The sequence below is a fragment of the Serratia sp. Res13-Sevr-LER1-36-b genome (assembly GCF_015673035.1).
In the GTDB taxonomy this organism is placed as follows: Bacteria; Pseudomonadota; Gammaproteobacteria; order Enterobacterales; family Enterobacteriaceae; genus Chania; species Chania fonticola_C.
In genome coordinates, this window is record NZ_JADACK010000006.1 from 33,815 (window position 1) to 52,394 (window position 18,580).

18 protein-coding genes are annotated in these 18,580 nt (G+C 51.2%); 4 read left to right on the plus strand and 14 right to left on the minus strand.

Annotated elements, in window-relative coordinates:
* Both IMQ33_RS05870 and IMQ33_RS05875 read right to left on the minus strand, forming a co-directional pair.
* Window positions 1–282, minus strand: a complete 282-nt coding sequence (locus IMQ33_RS05870) for a PTS sugar transporter subunit IIB (protein WP_024530682.1) — start codon at window positions 280–282, stop codon at window positions 1–3.
* Between the two features lie 97 nt (window positions 283–379).
* Window positions 380–823 (minus strand): PTS sugar transporter subunit IIA, encoded by a 444-nt coding sequence (locus tag IMQ33_RS05875; protein WP_065683091.1) that lies wholly within the window; start codon window positions 821–823, stop codon window positions 380–382.
* A 374-nt stretch (window positions 824–1,197) separates the two neighbouring features.
* Here IMQ33_RS05875 and IMQ33_RS05880 point away from each other — a divergent pair, with 374 nt between their 5' ends.
* Window positions 1,198–2,217 (plus strand): LacI family DNA-binding transcriptional regulator, encoded by a 1,020-nt coding sequence (locus IMQ33_RS05880; protein WP_065683090.1) that lies wholly within the window; start codon window positions 1,198–1,200, stop codon window positions 2,215–2,217.
* A 53-nt stretch (window positions 2,218–2,270) separates the two neighbouring features.
* On the opposite strand, the gene IMQ33_RS05885 is transcribed toward IMQ33_RS05880, so the two are convergent.
* The 11 genes from IMQ33_RS05885 to IMQ33_RS05935 all read right to left on the minus strand — a co-directional run bounded on the left by IMQ33_RS05885 (window position 2,271) and on the right by IMQ33_RS05935 (window position 15,038).
* Window positions 2,271–2,963, minus strand: coding sequence for an oligogalacturonate-specific porin KdgM family protein (locus tag IMQ33_RS05885; protein WP_098930382.1), 693 nt, complete (start codon window positions 2,961–2,963; stop codon window positions 2,271–2,273).
* Between the two features lie 338 nt (window positions 2,964–3,301).
* A complete protein-coding gene (locus tag IMQ33_RS05890) occupies window positions 3,302–4,591 on the minus strand; it encodes an ABC transporter substrate-binding protein (RefSeq protein ID WP_065683088.1) in 1,290 nt (429 codons plus the stop codon).
* 15 nt (window positions 4,592–4,606) lie between these two features.
* Window positions 4,607–5,734, minus strand: a complete 1,128-nt coding sequence (locus IMQ33_RS05895; RefSeq protein WP_024530677.1) for an ABC transporter ATP-binding protein — start codon at window positions 5,732–5,734, stop codon at window positions 4,607–4,609.
* Window positions 5,735–5,747: 13 nt separating this feature from the next.
* Window positions 5,748–6,662 carry a carbohydrate ABC transporter permease gene (locus IMQ33_RS05900; RefSeq protein WP_024485192.1) on the minus strand — a complete coding sequence of 305 codons (915 nt, stop codon included), beginning with the start codon at window positions 6,660–6,662 and terminating at the stop codon, window positions 5,748–5,750.
* Window positions 6,655–7,545 (minus strand): carbohydrate ABC transporter permease, encoded by an 891-nt coding sequence (locus tag IMQ33_RS05905; RefSeq protein WP_024530676.1) that lies wholly within the window; start codon window positions 7,543–7,545, stop codon window positions 6,655–6,657. The genes IMQ33_RS05900 and IMQ33_RS05905 overlap by 8 nt, the downstream gene beginning before the upstream one ends.
* Before the next feature lie 677 nt (window positions 7,546–8,222).
* On the minus strand, window positions 8,223–8,798 hold the full coding sequence (yfcD, locus tag IMQ33_RS05910; protein WP_098930380.1) for an NUDIX hydrolase YfcD: 576 nt from the start codon (window positions 8,796–8,798) through the stop codon (window positions 8,223–8,225).
* Between the two features lie 131 nt (window positions 8,799–8,929).
* Complete coding sequence (gene yfcE / locus IMQ33_RS05915) at window positions 8,930–9,481, minus strand: phosphodiesterase (RefSeq protein WP_065683086.1); 552 nt, start codon at window positions 9,479–9,481, stop codon at window positions 8,930–8,932.
* A 103-nt stretch (window positions 9,482–9,584) separates the two neighbouring features.
* Window positions 9,585–10,229 (minus strand): RpiB/LacA/LacB family sugar-phosphate isomerase, encoded by a 645-nt coding sequence (locus IMQ33_RS05920; protein ID WP_021178550.1) that lies wholly within the window; start codon window positions 10,227–10,229, stop codon window positions 9,585–9,587.
* A 45-nt stretch (window positions 10,230–10,274) separates the two neighbouring features.
* Window positions 10,275–11,036: a 2-dehydro-3-deoxy-D-gluconate 5-dehydrogenase KduD gene (kduD, locus tag IMQ33_RS05925; RefSeq protein ID WP_065683085.1), complete on the minus strand. Its 762-nt coding sequence runs from the start codon at window positions 11,034–11,036 to the stop codon at window positions 10,275–10,277.
* A 284-nt stretch (window positions 11,037–11,320) separates the two neighbouring features.
* Window positions 11,321–13,384 carry a right-handed parallel beta-helix repeat-containing protein gene (locus IMQ33_RS05930; protein WP_196062688.1) on the minus strand — a complete coding sequence of 688 codons (2,064 nt, stop codon included), beginning with the start codon at window positions 13,382–13,384 and terminating at the stop codon, window positions 11,321–11,323.
* Window positions 13,385–13,472: 88 nt separating this feature from the next.
* The gene (locus IMQ33_RS05935; protein WP_065683084.1) at window positions 13,473–15,038 is read right to left on the minus strand and encodes an MFS transporter; all 1,566 of its coding nucleotides are present in this window, start codon (window positions 15,036–15,038) and stop codon (window positions 13,473–13,475) included.
* 431 nt (window positions 15,039–15,469) lie between these two features.
* Here IMQ33_RS05935 and IMQ33_RS05940 point away from each other — a divergent pair, with 431 nt between their 5' ends.
* The 3 genes from IMQ33_RS05940 (at window position 15,470) to IMQ33_RS05950 (ending at window position 18,227) form a co-directional block, all read left to right on the plus strand.
* Window positions 15,470–16,636, plus strand: coding sequence for an oligogalacturonate lyase family protein (locus IMQ33_RS05940; protein WP_161712413.1), 1,167 nt, complete (start codon window positions 15,470–15,472; stop codon window positions 16,634–16,636).
* A 26-nt stretch (window positions 16,637–16,662) separates the two neighbouring features.
* Window positions 16,663–16,986, plus strand: a complete 324-nt coding sequence (locus tag IMQ33_RS05945; protein WP_021806015.1) for a cupin domain-containing protein — start codon at window positions 16,663–16,665, stop codon at window positions 16,984–16,986.
* Window positions 16,987–17,615: 629 nt separating this feature from the next.
* Window positions 17,616–18,227 (plus strand): LuxR C-terminal-related transcriptional regulator, encoded by a 612-nt coding sequence (locus IMQ33_RS05950; RefSeq protein ID WP_065683082.1) that lies wholly within the window; start codon window positions 17,616–17,618, stop codon window positions 18,225–18,227.
* A gap of 52 nt (window positions 18,228–18,279) precedes the next feature.
* Here the strand turns inward: IMQ33_RS05950 and IMQ33_RS05955 are convergent, their stop codons facing one another.
* Complete coding sequence (locus tag IMQ33_RS05955) at window positions 18,280–18,570, minus strand: chorismate mutase (protein ID WP_161712414.1); 291 nt, start codon at window positions 18,568–18,570, stop codon at window positions 18,280–18,282.
* Between the last annotated feature and the right edge of the window lie 10 nt (window positions 18,571–18,580).

An 18,580-nucleotide genomic window follows, 5' to 3' on the forward strand; every position in this document is an offset into this window, starting at 1 on the left:
TTAAATAATGGAGTGGGCTGCGAAGTAAGCACGCAGCTTGGCTTCAAGCTCATTAATATCAATGATATTGCTGATCACCACCAACTGGTCGGCAGGCACGCTGGCGCTAGCGGCAATATCTTTCGCCATCACGAAGATATCTGCCGCACCCGGCGTTGCCGAGGAAAGGTCAGAGTGTTCAACCTCCGCCTCAATATTCATTTTCTTCAGCACTTTCTTGATGTTCATTTCCACCATAAAGCTGCTACCTAATCCTGAGCCACAAATAGCCATGATTTTCATTATTCTTACCTGCCAAATTTTATGTGTAGGATAGCGTCACCCGATATCTATCGGATGTTGAGTATTATCAAAGGTTGCTGGTATAACCGGTTAGAGCTTAATAATTGGCGATAACATCCTCAATTTGCCGTTTGGTTTGCGCCAGGAACAGTTTCTCCATGGCTTCGCTATCAGAAAATAATTCGGCCAGTTGCGAGATCATTTCAATGTGGCTACTGCTATCCGGAGCGGAAAGCATCACCACAATGAAGACCGGGTCGTTATCTTCTGACTGAAAATGCACGCCCTGCTTTATCTTCAATAGTGAAAGACCGAGCGCTTTGGCGCCCTCCTCCGGCCTGGCATGGGGCATCGCGATACCAGGTGCCAACACGAAATAGGGCCCCAGCGCCTGATGTTGGCGAAATATGGCCGTCAGGTAATCGGCGGTGATCACTCCGCGCTGCAGCAGCGGCTGAGCACTCAGCGTGACCGCCTCCTGCCAGTCGGTAACCTGATCGCACAGTTGAATGTGGTCGGCGTTCAGCCAGTCGTTGAGCACATCTCCTCCTTATGGGTTTTCCCTTAAGCTGCCAGAGTTTCCGGACCCTAACGGAACGAAATCTGTTGGCTATGGATCGTTTGATGGCGCGTGGCCGTCATGCAATAGCCCGGCGACGGTAAAACTTTAATCAACGTGCTGGGGTTAAACTGTGACTGAACGCACAAAGATAGCGCTACCAAAAATCAATCATCCAGATCTGTGATAGCGCTATCAAAACTATCGAGGATGAAACACGGCGGCTCAGTTTTTTTATCGATCGCCAAAGGAACGGGGTAGAATGGGCCCAAAAGCGGGAACGACGAAGCCCAGAAATGGGTTTCACCCCATGAGCTCATTTATGCGTTATACGCGCATTTCAGTCAGGATCAGCAATGTCGATCGGTAGAAAACGACGCAGTACCGGCCGGGTTACCCTGGCCGACGTGGCCCAATTGGCAGGCGTGGGCACCATGACCGTCTCGCGGGCGCTACGCACGCCCGAACAGGTTTCAGATAAGCTGAGAGAAAAAATCGAGTCGGCGGTCAGTGAGTTGGGTTACCTCCCCAACCTGGCGGCCAGTTCGTTAGCCTCGGCGTCTTCTTATACCATCGCCATGGTGGTGCCGAGTTTTTCCGAGTCCGGCTGTGCGGATATGTTTGCCGGGTTACAGCGGGTACTGCAACCGGCGGGTTACCAGATCATGTTGGCCGAGTCCCAACATCATATCGAGCGTGAAGAAACGTTGCTGGAAACCCTGCTCTCTTACAACCTGGCTGCGGCCGTGCTGTTAAGCATTGAGCATTCTGAAAGTACCCGTCAGGCATTGACCGCAGCCAATATTCCGGTGGTGGAAATTGGGGCAATCCGCACCGACCCAATCGACATCAATATCGGCATCGATTACGTCGCCGCGATGTATCAGCTCACTCAAACCGTGATCGCCAGCGGGTATCAGAATGTTGGCCTGTTGTGCGCCAATCAGGAACAGTGGATTTTCCAACAGCATCTGCAAGGCTGGCACAAGGCGCTACTGCAAAACCACATGTCCCCCCATCGGGTAATTAATGCCGCACAACCCGCCAGCTTCAGCCTCGGCGCCCAGCAATTGCCGGAGTTTTTACTGGCCTGGCCGGAGTTGGATGCCTTGGTCTGTGCGTCTGATGAACTGGCCTGTGGCGCGCTGTATGAATGCCAGCGGCGGCGGATCAAGGTGCCGGAGCAGTTGGCTATCGTGGGGTTTGGCAACAGCGAGGTCAGCCAGGTCTGTCAGCCACCGCTGACGACCATGACCGTGCCGCATAAGGAGATTGGTATCCAGGCAGGTAAGGCATTGTTGGCACGCTTGAACGATCAGCCCTGGCAGCCCGAAGGTTCGATCCCTTCGACCCTGTGCCGTCGTAGCAGCTGTTAACGATGACGATACCGGGAACCCGCCGATAAGTCGGTATTCCCGGTATCTAACGCTTACCAGCTGTAGTTTATCCCGACACGGTAGCGCGTCTGGCGGTTATCGTGTTGGCTATCTTGCTTCACGTTCCCCACCTCAACATAAGGCTTCCAGTTTTTATCCCATTTGTAAGCCAGCTTGACGTTATGTTCGTAATCGGTTTTGCCATCGTCAAAAATAACCTTGTTGCTGCTCTTATACACGTAGTTATATTCGGCCGACCAGTCCTTGTAGAAGTTATAACCTAACCAAAAATCACCACGGTTGGTTTTCTCATCCCCCTCTGAACCTTTTGAGGTGGTACGCTTATATTCGTAGCGATATCTGCCTGCCACATAAATGTCTTTGGTAAAGTTATACTGCGCACGCAGATAAGGACGATAGCCGTTGCTATTACTGTTGGACTCTAGCGAGAACCCTGGCTGCAGGGTGATCGCATCAAATTTATGCTGATAGCTGACGACGGCCTCGGTCCCATTACTGACCTGCTCGTGGAAAGGTTTATCAGGCGTCGAGTCTGAAGAGTCCTGACGCCATTTTGCTTCCAGAGAGAATCCCAGGCCGTTATCGAAACGATGTGATACCAGCATTCTATTTTTATGGTCGCCTTTGGCTGTATCCTGCCATTCATGGCGCAAATCAAGCGACATGGCCATTGCACTAAAGTTTGCTACAGAGGCTAACACCAGAGTCAATAATTTAAATTTCATTATTACTACCCTTATCATTAATTATAGAAAAGACATCCCCACTCTAATTAAGGGGGTTATAGTGTTATTTGAAATACTTATTACTCAAAAACGGAAATAGCGAGCATATGACTTAAAACAAAATTTATCTTTTTTGATGAATAAAGATTACCCAATATAAATAGCCGTACGTAATACCGCGCCACAATAAGTCTCTGACAGATGGGTGCTATGCAGGTTAGCCGACCGTTGAGCGCATGGATGCACGATACGAGCCCCCAGGGACGGGTTCACGGCGTGTCGGCGTTCTGCATAACTCCCAGCTGTATCACTATAACTAACAGCTATTTAAATAAGCCTTATCTCATTGCGCGTTTCAGAATGCGGTCGCCCTGGCGCTGGAAATCTGTCGCCACTTCCTGCACCGTTTTCTTACCATAATCGATATTCTGAATGGCATCCTGGAACAGCACCACGATCTGCGGGTCGTCAAAATACGGTGAAGCGCTGATGGCATGCGGCAGTGACAATGCCAGTTTCAACCCGGAAACGGCCGGATCGCTATCCTGGATAGCTCCACTTTCGCGCAACTGGCTGACGGCCACTTTGCTTAACGGCACGCCACGTTCCAGCTTCAGCGCCTCAACGCCTTCCTTGCTGTTTAACAGGAAGTTAATCAACATTGCCGCTTCTTTTGGATGTTTGCTGCTTTTACCAATCGAGAACATTTGCGACGGTTTGAAGAACAATCCGGCATCCTTGGCTCCTGGCAGCATCGGGTATGGCCCCAGTTCAAGCTTGGCCGGTGCCTTCAGGTTGTCGGAATATTTGTTGATGGTGGAGTTCCACATATAGGTTCCGCCCCACTCCCCCGCAATCCAGGGTTTCATCTCATACATATTGCTTTTGCCGAACGAGGCATAGTATTTCGATGACGGCATGACGTGGCTATCCACCATGTCTTTATACATCTGGAAGAAATCGACCCATTGCGCTTCGCTGTAAGCAAACTTTTTCTTAGACTCGTCGATAATATCGACGTTATATTTTTGGATCATATACGAGCGCAACAAGGCAAAGGTATCCTGGTGCTCTAACACCACCGGATAGTATTTCTCGCCCAGTTTTTCGTTGAAGGTTTTACCGGCAGCGAGTAATTCATCCCAGTTATTGGGATATTGCACACCCGCGTCTTTCCAGGTGACATCGTTATAATAGAAAACGCGCGCGGTCACTGAAATCGGGATGCCGTTCAGCTTGCCGTCAATCGTGGTGGTTTGCAGCTCTTTGGGATCAAATTGGGTCAGATCCAGATACTCACTCACCTTGTTCAGGTCATAGAACCCGGTGCCGGTTTTTGAAAAGATCGGCAGCCAGTTCCAGTTGGTTTGCATCACATCCGGCTCGGTGCCCCCGGCGATTTGGGTGGTCAGGCGTGAAAGGTGACCGTCCCAGCCGGTGTATTCCGATTTCACCTTGATATTCGGGTTCTGCTTCTCGAACGCTTCAATCGCTTTCAACGTAACCTGATGGCGGCCATTGCCTCCCCACCAGGACATACGTAAGTCAACCTGTTCAGCAGCAAAGGCCTGATGGGCAAATATCGCCATGGATGAAGCTACCAGAGTACGTAAGACTATTTTTTTCATTATTGACCACTCCTGTTAAAGAGAAATATTCTTTTCTGTTTTCGCATCAAAAATGTGGCATTTATCCATATCGAATTTGAAGTAAACCGGACGATGCAGCCCATTTTTCAGGATCGGTTTGACGTCATCGGAAGGAATACGGCAGGTCAGTTCAAAATCATTCACCTTCAGGTAAACAAAGAACTCATGGCCCATATTCTCGACGCGGACCAATTCCCCTTCGGAGTGGTTGCCCTCAAACGGCGACTCTGAAATTGACACAAACTCGGGCCGCACGCCAAAGAACACGTCCTGCCCGACAAAGCTGGCGACCTTATCCTGCTGATACTGGCTGAGGGTCAAGGTGTAATTACCGACGGTAAGGCCGATTTTGCCGTCCTTCTCTACCAGCTTGCTCGGCTTGATGTTCATTTCTGGCGCCCCGATAAAGCCGGCGACAAACATGTTTTTCGGGAAGTGATACAGGTTGTCTGGCGTATCCACCTGCATGATATGGCCCAGCTTCATCACGCAGATACGGTCGCCCATGGTCATGGCTTCAGTCTGATCGTGGGTAACATAGACGGTGGTCGCCGGTTTGCCGCTCTTTTTCAGCTGCTTGTGCAAATCGGAAATACGGATACGCATCGAAGCACGCAGCTTGGCATCCAGGTTAGACAACGGTTCATCAAACAGGAACACGTCTGGTTTTTTCACAATTGCGCGGCCCACGGCCACACGCTGCGCCTGCCCACCAGAGAGTTGGCGTGGCAAACGATCCAACAGCTCTTCCAGCTCCAGGATCTTGGCGGCTTCGTTAACCTGCTCTTCAATCTGCTCTTTAGGCAGCTTGCTCAGCTTCAAACCAAACGCCAGGTTGTCTTTTACCGTCATATGCGGATACAGCGCATAGTTCTGAAACACCATGGCAATACCACGGGATTTAGGGGCCAGATTATTCACCACGCGGTCGCCAATGCGCACTTCGCCGCCGCTGATGGTTTCCAGCCCTGCCAGCATCCGCAACGTGGTCGATTTGGCACAGCCGGAAGGGCCGACAATCACCATAAACTCGCCATCGGCAATGGTCAGATTGATGCCATGTACCGCCTTATAGCCGTTGCTGTACACTTTCTGCAGATTGTTAAAAATGACTTCAGCCATGATAGATCCTCAATTAACCTTTAATTCCGCTGCTGGTAACGCCCTGCACAAAGTAGCGTTGGGCCAGGAAGAACACGATGATGGACGGCAGAATAGAGATGCTTGCCATAGCCAGGATTTCGTTCCACGGCGCACCTTCTGTCACGTCGATAGACATTTTCAACGCCAGCGCAATTGGGTACTTATCGACGCTGTAGACGTAGATCAACGGGCCAATAAAGTCATTCATCGACCACATAAACTGGAACAGGGCGACGGAGATAATCGCCGGTTTCAGGATCGGCACCACCACATACCACAGCACCTGGAACGAGTTGCAACCATCAATCTGGGCCGCCTCTTCCATATCCCGTGGCACACCGCGCAGGAACTGGATCAACATAAAGACGAAGAACCCTTGGGTCGCAAATGCCAGCGGCAAATAGAGCGGCAGGTAGCTGTCCAGCATGCCCATTTCACGGAACATGATGTATTGCGGGATCAGTAACACCGTGCTCGGCAGCAACATGGTGGTGATCAGCGTGGCAAACCAGAATTTCTTCCACGGGATCTCAAAGCGGGCAAAACCGTAGGCCACAATGGTCGAAGAGATAATGGTTAATAACACCTTGGGGATCACAAATTTAAAGGTGTTAAGCATGTAATGACCAAAGTTATATTCCGTGCCGGTTTTCCAACCGTTAACGAAACCATCCGAGGTCGCATTGTCTGGCCACAGGCCCAGGGTAGTGAAGATCTCCTGATTGGGTTTAAACGATGCCGAGAACATCCACACCAGCGGATACAGCATCAACAATCCCACCAGCAGCAGCACGACGTAACGAATAGCGGCGCTGATTTTTTCCCGGCGCAATGTGCGCTGAACTTCACGCTCAGCGATTTCCTGCGCACTGGACATGGGTAATTGGTTCTGTTGCATATCAGCCATTTTTGCCACCCTTATCTGCCGAGTAGAAGACCCAATACTTCGATGATTTAAAGGCGATTGAGGCGAACAAGGCCACAACCAGGAACAGGATCCACGCCAATGCGGCACCGTAGCCCATATCAAAATATTTAAAGGCGGTATCGTAGATATACAGTGAGAACAGATAGGTGTAATGGGTTGGCCCGCCCCCGGTAATCACATACGGAGCCGTAAACTCCTGGAACGCCTGCGTGGTCTGCATAATAAAGTTGAAGAAAATCACCGGCGTGATCAGCGGTACCGTGACTTTCATAAACATCTGCCACTTGGAAGCACCATCAATCATGGCCGCTTCATATTGTGACTGTGGCACGTTTTGCAGCGCCGCCAGGAAGATCACCATCGCAGAGCCGAACTGCCATACACGCAGCAACGTGACCGACATTAATGCCAGTGAAGGCTCTCCCAACCAGTTGACCGGATCCATCCCAAAGACACCGATAAAGCTGTTTAGCAGCCCGTCGATGGCAAACAACGCACGCCACAGCACGGCGATAGCCACGCTGCTGCCCAGAATAGAAGGAACGTAATAGGCCGTACGGAAAAAGCCGATGCCACGCAGTTTAAAATTAAGGACAAAAGCGATACCTAACGCAAAGGCCAATTTTAACGGGATGGTCAGAAACACATATGCAAAGGTGACGCCCATCGATTTCCAAAAAAGATGGTCTTCCATCAGCATATAACGATAGTTTTCCACCCCGTTAAACACCGGGGGATTCATCAGGTCATATTCCGTAAAACTCAGCAAGAATGATGACACAAAGGGGAACGCCGTAAATATGATCAACCCTATTATATAAGGTGATATATAGGCTAACCCCAGCATTCTGTTTTCATTCATGGTTGTTACCCATAGCCATTTAAATAGAAAAAGAAATGAAATTAGTTAAGTAAAATTTAAGTAAGGTTAAACAATAGAAATGACAAGCCCGGCAGTCTGCCCAGGTTCAGCATCCTCCCTGTCGTGATAAATCGATAAATTTTTTCAGGCGTTCGCTGGCCAATTTCAGCCAATCATCAGCGGCCAATGCTCGCATTGTCACTATGCCGTCGGGTTGCTTGCTACAGTAGGATAATTCCATTTTTCGGTCTCCCAGATGATCCGGTCATCTACCAACCAACAAACTGAAACACTATTTCAAATTATTATATCTGAAATTTTTCCAACGTCATTCAGTGGATGGCAAAAGTGTGACCAAAGTAGAAACGTTGTTTTGATTTTTTTATTTAAAAACAAAAATTATCAAAACCACGCACCGAAATAAACATAATATTATGATAAATAAGGATATTTATTCTTGATGGATTTGTAACGCCAAGGATAGCAATGTTGATGAGATCGGTTAGTCAATTGTAGGTAGATAGAATCAGCGGATTTGGGCCGAGAGGGGAAGTATGAATGCCGTCATTGATAGTTACATTTGTGATTTCAGCAGGTTGGCAAGGGGGAGGGTCTAACTGGAAGGGAGAAGAATAGACGGCCTTGCTACTCTATGGGCAGCAAGGCCGTGCGTTAAATCAGGCGTCTTCTTCGCCAGAGCTGGCTCTGCTTTCGCGCGGCAGCGGCTTACCGTAGTCCTGACCGTTATTACGCGTTAGCCAAAGCGATAATGCCTTCAGCGAATCGGGTGTGAACTCGTCGCAGCGGGTGGTGATCTCCTCTGGCGTCAACCAGCTCACTTCAGCTACTTCTTCTTCCTGCAGAGCAAACGGACCATTGGCCACACAGCTAAACAACGCCCCCCAAATACGGCACTGTTCCTCTTCAAAGTAGAACAAGCCATGTTCGGCAAACGGGATCCCGGCGATACCCAGTTCTTCTTCCGCCTCACGGCGGGCAGAGTCCAACACGTTTTCCCCGCTTTGTACCACTCCCCCTGCGGTGGCATCCATCCAACCCGGGTAAAAATCTTTGGTGTCAGTGCGCCGCTGCACCAGAATTTTCCCCATGCCATCATGCACCACAATATAGGTCGCACGATGACGCAGCCGTTGGGCACGCATCTGTTGACGACTGGACTGAGCAATCACTTCGTTTTGCTCGTTTACGATATCAACCCACTCGGTATCTGCAGCCTGATCCTGTTCCGCCATCCTGTAAAACCTTCTTTTTTGGGCGCGATGCATGCCGCGCACGGGTTATGCTTCAATTATTTTTGGTATGTGCCCCTGCTCTGCCAAGCCACAACCATGGCTGCCACTTTCGAGCTATCGGGTCTATAAAATTAGTGCGTTAACGCCACCTCTGCAACAACCTTGCCGTTGTGCAACTCGAGCACGCTCAAGACGTCGTCTGCCAGTATGCCATAGCTGGCTGGAAAACCCCCTTTCGGGATGCTGACCGAACCGGGATTAAAACAGTAGATATCCCCTTGCCTTTGTGCCTGGGGCAAATGCGTATGCCCATACACCAGCACGTCTCCGTCCGTTAAAGGCGGTAATGTGTTGGGATGATAAAGGTGCCCGTGGGTTAAAAACAATCGTCTTTTGGCTAATAGCACCTGTTGGTAAGGGGCCATCATCGGGAAGGAGAGCAGCATCTGATCGACTTCACTGTCGCAATTACCGCGAACGGCAACGATCTTGTCACTAACGTGATTCAATCGTTCGGCCACCTGCGCGGGCTGATAGTTATCTGGCAAGGCGTTGCGCGGACCGTGATTCAGTAAGTCACCCAACAGTATCAACCAATCGGCCTGGCTTTGAGCAAACAATTCGAGGATTTTGTCGGTGGCGGAGAGCGAACCATGCAGGTCCGAGGCGAACATCAGCTTCATAATCTTTCCTTTAACACGGAATATGAAACCATTTTAACGTAGCTGGGGTAGACAACAAGCGGTGGGTAAAACAGGTGGCCGATATTCGGCCACCTGAAGAACATCAGGCGCGGGCCAGCAGTTCTTTGACAAACGCCACAATCTCCGGCTTTTTACCGTTGGAGAACAGGCATTCCTGGAAGCGAGGGCCGCTAACGGCGGTCTTCACCAGCTCTGGATCGATGGCGCGCAGCGTATCAAGGTAGTTGTCTTTGATCACTGCCTGCTTAACCTGATTGAGGATACCGGCATTACGAACCTGAGGTTCCTTACGTTCCACCGGATAACCTTCACCTTTACGCCCGGTAAAGGCCTTCTCAAAGATATAGCGCACGTTCAACTCTGCACCCCAGCCAAAGCCTTTGGCAAACGGCAGGGACAGCGCATTACCGTTGTTGATCTGAGCGAACAGGAAAGCATCCGCAGGATCGATACAATAGCCGCACACTACGCCAGGATGGATGTTCAGTGACATCAAGGCACCCTGCCCGGTACCGCAGCCGGTGACCACAAAGTCGACCGCTTCGGCGTTCAACAGAATGCTGGCCATAATCCCTAAATGGATATAGGTCAGATGGTGATCCTGCTCATCGCTCATACCCACGTTGAACACCGCATCATGATTGCCAGCCGCAACCGCCTGCAATTGTTCGAGAACCAGCGCATTTTTACCCGCCTGGCTGTTTTCCATCATCAGTGCAATATTCATCTTTTGCTCTCCGCAAATAAAATCAATCGGTTATTCTTTGTCTGGTTAGCGAGCCAACCAGCCGCCATCTACCGCTACGGTGTAGCCATTGATGTAATCCGAAGCCGGTGAAGCCAGGAATACCACCGGCCCCATCAGATCTTCTGGCAGGCCCCAACGGCCAGCCGGGATGCGCTCGAGGATTTCCTCACTACGAGCCTGATCGTCGCGCAGTTGGCGAGTATTGTTCGTCGCCATATAGCCAGGAGCCAACGCGTTCACGTTGATACCGTGGCTGGCCCATTCGTTGGCCAACAGACGGGTAACACCCATGACTGCGCTCTTGGACGCGGTGTAAGACGGCACACGGATGCCCCCTTGATAAGACAGCATGGAGGCGATATTGATGATCTTGCCGCCGGTGCCTTGGGCAATAAACTGGCGGGCCACCGCCTGAGACATGAAGAACACCGTCTTGATGTTCAGGTTCATCACGTCATCCCAATCTTTTTCGCTAAACTGCAGCGCATCCTGGCGGCGAATGATGCCCGCGTTATTGACCAGAATATCAATATGGCCGAATTCGGCCACCGCACGCTCTAGCAGCTCAGGCAGCACTTCCAGTTTGCTCAGGTCGGCTTTCAGGCTCAGGAAACGACGCCCCAGCGCGGTAACTTTGGCGATGGTTTCTTCCGGCTCAACCACGTTAACGCCAACGATATCACAACCCGCTTGAGCCAGCCCTATGGCCATCCCCTGCCCCAGCCCGGTGTCACAACCGGTCACAATCGCCACTTTACCCTGTAATGAAAAATTATCGAGAATCATGCTCTTGTCCTTAGTACTCAGGGCATCAGCGGCCCTTGTCAAAAGTGGGGATAGCGTTGCAATCCCGCCAGTGTCCGCAGCTTGCTGCCATACAGGGGGAGCGATATTGCTCGCCCCTGTCATCATGATGGCGCAAGTCTAACGCTTATCCATGACGCGATCAATAAAATTGAAACAATGTTTTATTTTAAATGAAAGTAATTTTTGATTGTGTGATGTGTGCCGTTTTCATCAGGGCAAAAACGACGCCGCAGGTTCATCACATGCGGCGCCCCTAAGGAGGGTTATTTCACTGCTGACAACATAAAGGCATTGTTGTCGGCGATGTTTCCCACCACCGCATCGGCATATTCTCCCGGCTTGCTGCGCAGCGAGACGTTGCCGCTGAATACACCCTGCTTATCCTGCGTGGTATATGGGCCCGGGCGGAAAATGTAGTTAAACCTCTGGTTATCAATCGCCATATTGTTGGTGACTTGCAGTGCGCCAGGGTTGAAGTTGTCGGTAAACCCATCCATGCCGTTTTCAATGGCGAGGCTGTTAGTCACCTGATGGGCCACTGGCAACCCTTCTCCCCCCAGTTTGAAACCATTATTGACATTGCGCAGCGCGACGCTGTTCTCGATGATCACCTTGCCGTTCGGGCCATCCTCGATCTTGTTAAACAGATCAAAACCATCATCCACGTTGTCATGCGAGAAGCAGGCGACGAGCCGATTCCCCTCACCCACACGCATTTTGACGGCAAAGCCATCCGCATTGATCAGGCCTGGGTCCTTGTTGGCGTATGATTCGGAATGGGTGATCAGGTTGTGGCTGGCCCACAGTGGTCGATCGGCGTTGGCCGGGGAGGAAATGACAATTCCGGTATCATCCGCATGGTGTGCCACCACCCGGTCAAGGTGGTTATGGCTGCCCGAAATACGCAGGCTTTTTTCCGTTACCGTGATGCCCTGAATATCCCAATAGCTGGCTTCCAGTTCCATCCCGTGCAGCACCACTTCATCCCCAAGCGGCCGGAGCTTTTTGGCATGCTTGGCGGTGCCACTGGCTACGGCAGGTATGACAGCCAAGGGATAATCCCCCGCCGCCAGCCAAAGCGTGCCGCCCGGCGTTAATGACTGCACGGCGGTGGCAAAATCCAGCGGGTGCTGCTGGCTGCCATCATTTTCGGCTTTGCCCTGTGGCGCAGCATACAGATTAGCGGCGTCGGCATAGCGCGCTTTGCGCACCAGCAACTTGTCACTCTGAGCGTTGCCTTTTGCCGTGGTGAAACGGTAATCCAGCGCGGTTTCCGCCTTCTTCAGCGCAACCTTCACCGCCAGCATCTCTCCGGCCTGTACCTTACGCTCTGCGGCAATGACCACGCCGTCCTGGCTTAGCGACAGAGTGCCACTCTCATTGCTGCGTAGCTGGAAGACATAATCATCCGTGGCGGATATTGGCGCAGAACCGATCTCGATCTGCAGCGGCATCGCTTTAACCGCAAACTCTTGTGCCGCCGGAAGCTGGCTTTCGCTGAGCGTCAAGCTGGCCTGGTTGACGGTAATGCGTGCGTTACGTGATGCAAAGAAGCCCACGTAGTAACCTTGCGGATCCAGTTTGGTGACGCGGTGCGGATCGTTGGTGGTTTTACTGACCCAGTTGTCGCTGCCCAGCGGGGCGTAGGCCGCGGTAAACCCCTGATCCGTGCGAGCCAGACGCAGCCGGAAGGTTGGCGTTTTCTGCAGATCTACCTCAGGTTGATAACCCTCACGTTTGATCTCGACGCCCGCATTCCCCCAGGAATTGAGCACACCATTGCGGGAAATCAGCGTCATTTTGACCCGCTGATGATCTTTTTTATCCTGCGTCATGATGGCATTCATCACCATGTTGGATGCCGCCGGAAACTCCTCATAACCCTGCTGGACCTTCTCCAACCTTGGTTTGCCGAGGATATCGCGGATCAGCAATCCCGCCCCCTCTTGCCCGGCGGGCAGAGCCATATTTTCCGGGCCAAACTGATCGACCGTCACCTCCGCCTCCAGAACCACATTGGCATTGGCGGGAACACGCGTGTAGTAGAAGGTCAGGCCATCATGGCTATTGCCGATTTTGCCCCCCCGGCTTTCGACGTGGAATGGCATTTTCAGCGGCCCGGCCTGCACCGGCTTGCCATTGGCTATCGTCACCTGATTGGTACCCACTTTTTCCGGCAACACGTTGGTGGCAAAGTTGACATCCGTTGACTGGCCAAAAGCGATGGCCTGCCAAACCAGTTCATTAGCGGCAGGTAGCGGTGCGGCGACACCGTTATGACACACGCTGGCCAGAGCAATTAATAACGACAGAGGTACGATCTTCATTTCCCTTTCCTTGTTTTTAATAGGTAGGGATCCTCCCGCCATGTTGGCGAGAAGATCCTGTCACTGGGTTTTGGGGAGATCAGGCCCGTTAGGCCGGTTTATACACAGGGGTAGAGACTTCAGGAGTGATATTCATCTTCTGGCAGATCTTGCTGTTGCCCCAGCACTGTTCGTAGGGCAGCCCCACCAGTTTCTCGATGACCAGGCGAACGTCGGGTTTGATATCACCGATCTTGCCGCCAGCCTTGATGCGGGCCACTTCGTACAGCACCACCTGATGGGTCTGGCGGTTTAGCGTCATCTGGCTGCTGAAGACAATCGCCATCAGCGCCAACAAGATCACGCCAGCAAAGAACACCCAGGAGATCGCAGTAATAGCGGTTTCCGGCTGAGTGTGAGACTTGGACTGGAAGCCGTAGTAACTGAGGATCGCCCCCATGGTGAAGACGATAATCGAACGCATAATCTTGCCGGAGAAGGTCATCGCCCCAGCATAGATCCCTTCGCGACGGCGGCCGGTAAAGACTTCGTCCACGTCCGCCAGGAAGGTATACACCGTCCAGGGAATGTAATACACGCCGCCGGTGCCCAGGCCAAAGATCACGGTGATGCCGATGATGGCAGCAGTGGCAATATGCGCTGGCAGGTTAAAGAAGTGCAGCAGGGAGTAGCAACAGACCGCAAACATCACGATACCGAGCGCCCAGGAATAAGGTTTACTGAAACCTTTTTTCACGCACAGACCAATAAAGATGGCGGTCGATATCAACTGTAAGATGGCATTCAGGCTGTTCAATCCGGCCAGAATGGCGGGATCGTATTGCAGCACGAAGATCACGAAATAGGTGAATACCGAGGCAAACAGCCATTCCGCGCCGAAGCCGAACAGATACATGCCCAGATGCTTGCGAAATACCCGCAGGTAGAAGGTCGATTGCATATCCCGCGCCAATGAAGCCAACGTTTTGAGCAGCGATTTCTTATGCTTAACCTCCGCTATCGCTTCATCCTTGCGCTCCCAGGAGAACAGATACAGCACGGTGATGGCAATAAACAGGATCACGCCGTAGGTGATGCCGGTATACAGAAAAGGCTGGGCCGATTCTTTACCGTAGAGCAGAATAAACTGCCCTGGGATAAACGCCGCCAAAAAGTTGGCCATCTTGCCAAAAATCGCTTTATAGCCAGTCAGCTTGGAGCGCATGGCGAAATCATCGGTCATTTCGGTCGCCAGCGTCTCGTAAGGCACCATCACCGAGGTATAAATCAGTTCGAAAATAACGTAGGTGGCGAGGTAGTACCAAAAACCAAAGCCCTCAACCCACAGCAGCGGGTAAAAGACCATCAATGGCGCACCAATCAGCAAGAAGAAACGGCGCCGACCAAAGCGCTTACCGAGCCAGGTATTGCCAAAATTATCGGTCAGATAACCCATCACCGGGTTGCTGATAGCATCGATGACGCTCGCAACCGAGAAGATGAATGACGCCTCCAGCAGCGTCAGCCCACAGAACGTGGTGTAAAAATAGAGCAGCCAGGCACCGCTGATCGCCAGCGCGCCGCTACCCAGCAGGTTCCCCCCCCCATAAGCCAGCTGATGCCCTAGCCTGACCGTTCTTCCCTTACCCAGAGCGTTAATACCATTAGTTGTCATCGTTTCTTCTCGCAAACAAAAATAATGAACTGCAATTTCATTTTTACAGGAATAACGTTTTATACTTTTAGGCGAGTTATAATGTTGTGATGAAAGTCACATAAAAAATAAGGGGATCTCATTTAACCCGCTTTAAAACGCGGGCAGCATCTGGCCGCAGTCCCAGCATCAGGGATTGCCCATACGTTATTTTTCTATAATGGCGAGCATGCAACGGCGTCATGCTGGTTGGCTATGAGCAAAACCGCGATCTGCCATCAATCGGGCAAAGCGCAACGATTTATGCGATGCAGCTCTCATAAATCACCCGTTCGGGTTGGCCTAATCCGTCACTTTGATATCATTTTTCTAAATTTATGAAACGATGTTTTATTTAATTAAAGGATCGCCTGAACAGCGGCGGTTTATCGATAAGGTTAAGGGAGGCCATCGTGGCTAAAGGTTCAATCCACCAGTTCAATTTCCATCGTACAACCGATGCCGGTACCGGCGCACAACTCACCCGCCTGACACCGCCTGAAGTGCTGTGCCATCGCAACTACTTCTACCAGAAATGTTTCACCAACGACGGCAGTAAACTGTTGTTTGCTGGCGAATTTGACGGTAACCGCAACTACTACCTGCTGGATCTGCAACGGCAACAAGCGGTGCAGTTGACCGAAGGCCCGGGCGACAACACCTTCGGTGGTTTTTTATCCCCGGACGATCGTTTCCTGTATTACGTGAAGAATGAGCGTGAGTTGCGCCGGGTAGAACTGAGCAACGGCAATGAACAAACCGTGTATCGAGTGCCTGAAGAGTGGGTTGGCTACGGTACCTGGGTTGCCAACAGTGAATGCACCAGCCTGGTGGGCATCGAAATCGATCGCCAGGATTGGCAACCTCTGACCGACTGGAAAATTTTCCACAGCTTCTTCACCAAAAACCCGCATTGCCGCCTGCTGCGTGTCGATTTGGCCAGCGGTGAATCACGCGTGATCTATGAAGACCGCATCTGGCTGGGCCACCCAATCTATCGCCCATACCATAGCGACTGCGTCGCCTTCTGCCACGAAGGGCCGCACGATCTGGTAGATGCCCGCATGTGGCTGATTAACGAAGACGGCAGCAATATGCGCAAGGTAAAAACTCATGCCCCAGGCGAAAGCTGCACCCACGAATTCTGGGTCCCGGACGGTTCGGCCCTGATGTACGTCTCTTATTTGAAAGGCCAGCAAGAGCGCAACATCTGCCGATACGATCCACAAACCGGGCAGGACGAGATCGTGATGACCATGCCAGCCTGTTCGCACCTGATGAGCAACTACGACGGCAGCCTGTTAGTGGGTGACGGTTCGGCTACGCCGGTCGATATCAAGGATTCTCAAGGCTACACCATTGAGAACGACCCGTGGCTTTACGTGTTCGACGCCAAACAAAAACGTCAGGCACGCCTGGCCGCGCATAACAGCTCATGGCGCGTGCTGAATGGCGACCGTCAGGTAACGCATCCGCACCCATCCTTTACCCCGGACAACCGGCAAGTGCTCTTCACCTCCGATTTTGAGGGTGAACCTGCGCTGTATCTAGCCCGCTTGCCGGAAGATCTCTTTGCTTGATGGCAATATTTGATTGAGGAACAACCATGTTTATCTACAAACAGGATTGTGCGTTAGAAGATTTAGGGAACGGCGTGACACGCCGCATTCTCGCCCATGGCGGCACCATGATGGCGGTGGAGGTCAACTTTAGCCAAGGTGCTGTCGGCCCGTTGCACAGCCACCCGCACGAGCAACTGACCTACGTACTTTCCGGCCGCTTCAGCTTCACCATCGATGGCGTCACCAAGGAAGTGGCTGCCGGAGATACCTTGTACAAAAAGCCCGACGTGGTGCATGGCTGCGTCTGCCTGGAGGCCGGAACCTTACTGGATACCTTCACTCCACAGCGTGAAGATTTCCTGAAGTAATCTCATGTGCTCCCGGCCATCATGCCGGGAGCATTTGCCCCCCAATAAGCTGTAGCAATTCCCCCCCTCCTCTTGCATAAAATTGCCCTGTTCCCCTTGTCCACACCAACAATATACCTGCCGCCAAACCGACCACAGACGAGAAATATCAATAATTCATATTCCAAACAATTAAACACTCACACATACACCAAGTGAATATATATGGGTCATTCTCAGTAATTGACCAATAAGTTAAGGATTGTTCTTATCTTTTGATTTTATTGAAATAATTGGTAACTTATCGATAAAATCAATTGTTTTTGTCATATCGATCTATTTTATTGATCATTAAAAACATCTCTGCTATCCTATGTAATATAAATTTTCAATATAAATCAATGGAATGAGTAAATATCATGGCTTACTGCGAGTATGTCGGCTATTGCCCACATTGTGATATTTCCATCGAGCTGACAGGGAACGTTCCTCCCTACGTTGAGGGGGCGGGCTGCTGCTGGATGTGCAGCAAGAAACTCATCCTGATTTTCAGAAAGTCGGCAAAAAACCGTGCACGCCATCGACAAGATTGCGACTCATCCGCCAACGCGCGTACCAGATAGGATTATTACTGATTAGGATGATCAACTATGCCTGATATTCATATCTACACGGTGAGTAATGACCGCTATTTCTCCGCCGGCTTACACGCGCTGCTTAGGCACGGTGAAACCTTGCCCCACAATAAAATAGCGTTGCATGAATTACCCTTCGAGAAAGAGACATTCGAGGCTCACACGCTGCCGAAGCTGAAAAATAGCGCCTGTGATTTTCTGATTTTGGATTGCAGTTGCGGCTTTATTAATTATTACGGCGCCTGTTCCGCGCTCTATGCCGCCCTTGAGCAGGGCACGCTGGAGGCCAGGATCATCTTGATGTATGAAAACAGCCTGTGCCTGACCAACCCGGATATGTACAACCATTTTATCACCCTGGATAAAAATGCCTGCGTAGAGGATATCTTGCTAGCGATATCCCCTCGCCAAACGGTGCAGGATGAGTTTGATGCCGAGGAAGAGGAAGCCACGAGCCGGCAGTATCTGACCGGCCGAGAGCTGATCGTTATTAACGAAATCTACAGCGGTGTACAGCCTTATGAGATCGCCAAAAAGCTCAAGCTCAGGCTAAAAACTATCAACTGCTATAAAAACCGGGCGATGAAAAAGATTTGTAGCAAAAGGCCTCAGGATTTGCATCCCTAAATACCCGCACGCCCTTGTTGCTCCCCCCTATTCGGCAAGGGCTTGGCCGATACTATTTTTGTACCAGACTTCGGTGCTGTTCCAGCTCATACTCAATAAATGCGTTAATCATCGTACGGTAAACTTTTTCAATAATGTCTTCGGGGAGTCCAACCGCAGCGGCTTCTGCCCTGACCTTATCAATGACCCTCTGAACCCTGTCAGGGGCGCGAACAGCATCCTGATCTTTTTTGAATCCGGCGGCTGCTTTCACCAACCGGCCACGTTGGGCAATGAGTGAAACAAGTTGGGAGTCGATGCCATCTATGGCCTTTCTTACGTCTTCGATAGAAGAAAAATGCATTGATGTACTC

Bases quoted from the DNA above. Each gene is read 5' to 3' on its own strand.
- IMQ33_RS05870 (WP_024530682.1), bottom strand. From the start codon at position 282: ATGAAAATCATGGCTATTTGTGGCTCAGGATTAGGTAGCAGCTTTATG.
- IMQ33_RS05880 (WP_065683090.1), top strand. From the start codon at position 1,198: ATGTCGATCGGTAGAAAACGACGCAGTACCGGCCGGGTTACCCTGGCC.
- IMQ33_RS05885 (WP_098930382.1), bottom strand. From the start codon at position 2,963: ATGAAATTTAAATTATTGACTCTGGTGTTAGCCTCTGTAGCAAACTTT.
- IMQ33_RS05890 (WP_065683088.1), bottom strand. From the start codon at position 4,591: ATGAAAAAAATAGTCTTACGTACTCTGGTAGCTTCATCCATGGCGATA.
- IMQ33_RS05895 (WP_024530677.1), bottom strand. From the start codon at position 5,734: ATGGCTGAAGTCATTTTTAACAATCTGCAGAAAGTGTACAGCAACGGC.
- IMQ33_RS05900 (WP_024485192.1), bottom strand. From the start codon at position 6,662: ATGGCTGATATGCAACAGAACCAATTACCCATGTCCAGTGCGCAGGAA.
- IMQ33_RS05905 (WP_024530676.1), bottom strand. From the start codon at position 7,545: ATGAATGAAAACAGAATGCTGGGGTTAGCCTATATATCACCTTATATA.
- yfcD (WP_098930380.1), bottom strand. From the start codon at position 8,798: ATGGCGGAACAGGATCAGGCTGCAGATACCGAGTGGGTTGATATCGTA.
- yfcE (WP_065683086.1), bottom strand. From the start codon at position 9,481: ATGAAGCTGATGTTCGCCTCGGACCTGCATGGTTCGCTCTCCGCCACC.
- IMQ33_RS05920 (WP_021178550.1), bottom strand. From the start codon at position 10,229: ATGAATATTGCACTGATGATGGAAAACAGCCAGGCGGGTAAAAATGCG.
- kduD (WP_065683085.1), bottom strand. From the start codon at position 11,036: ATGATTCTCGATAATTTTTCATTACAGGGTAAAGTGGCGATTGTGACC.
- IMQ33_RS05930 (WP_196062688.1), bottom strand. From the start codon at position 13,384: ATGAAGATCGTACCTCTGTCGTTATTAATTGCTCTGGCCAGCGTGTGT.
- IMQ33_RS05935 (WP_065683084.1), bottom strand. From the start codon at position 15,038: ATGACAACTAATGGTATTAACGCTCTGGGTAAGGGAAGAACGGTCAGG.
- IMQ33_RS05945 (WP_021806015.1), top strand. From the start codon at position 16,663: ATGTTTATCTACAAACAGGATTGTGCGTTAGAAGATTTAGGGAACGGC.
- IMQ33_RS05950 (WP_065683082.1), top strand. From the start codon at position 17,616: ATGCCTGATATTCATATCTACACGGTGAGTAATGACCGCTATTTCTCC.
- IMQ33_RS05955 (WP_161712414.1), bottom strand. From the start codon at position 18,570: ATGCATTTTTCTTCTATCGAAGACGTAAGAAAGGCCATAGATGGCATC.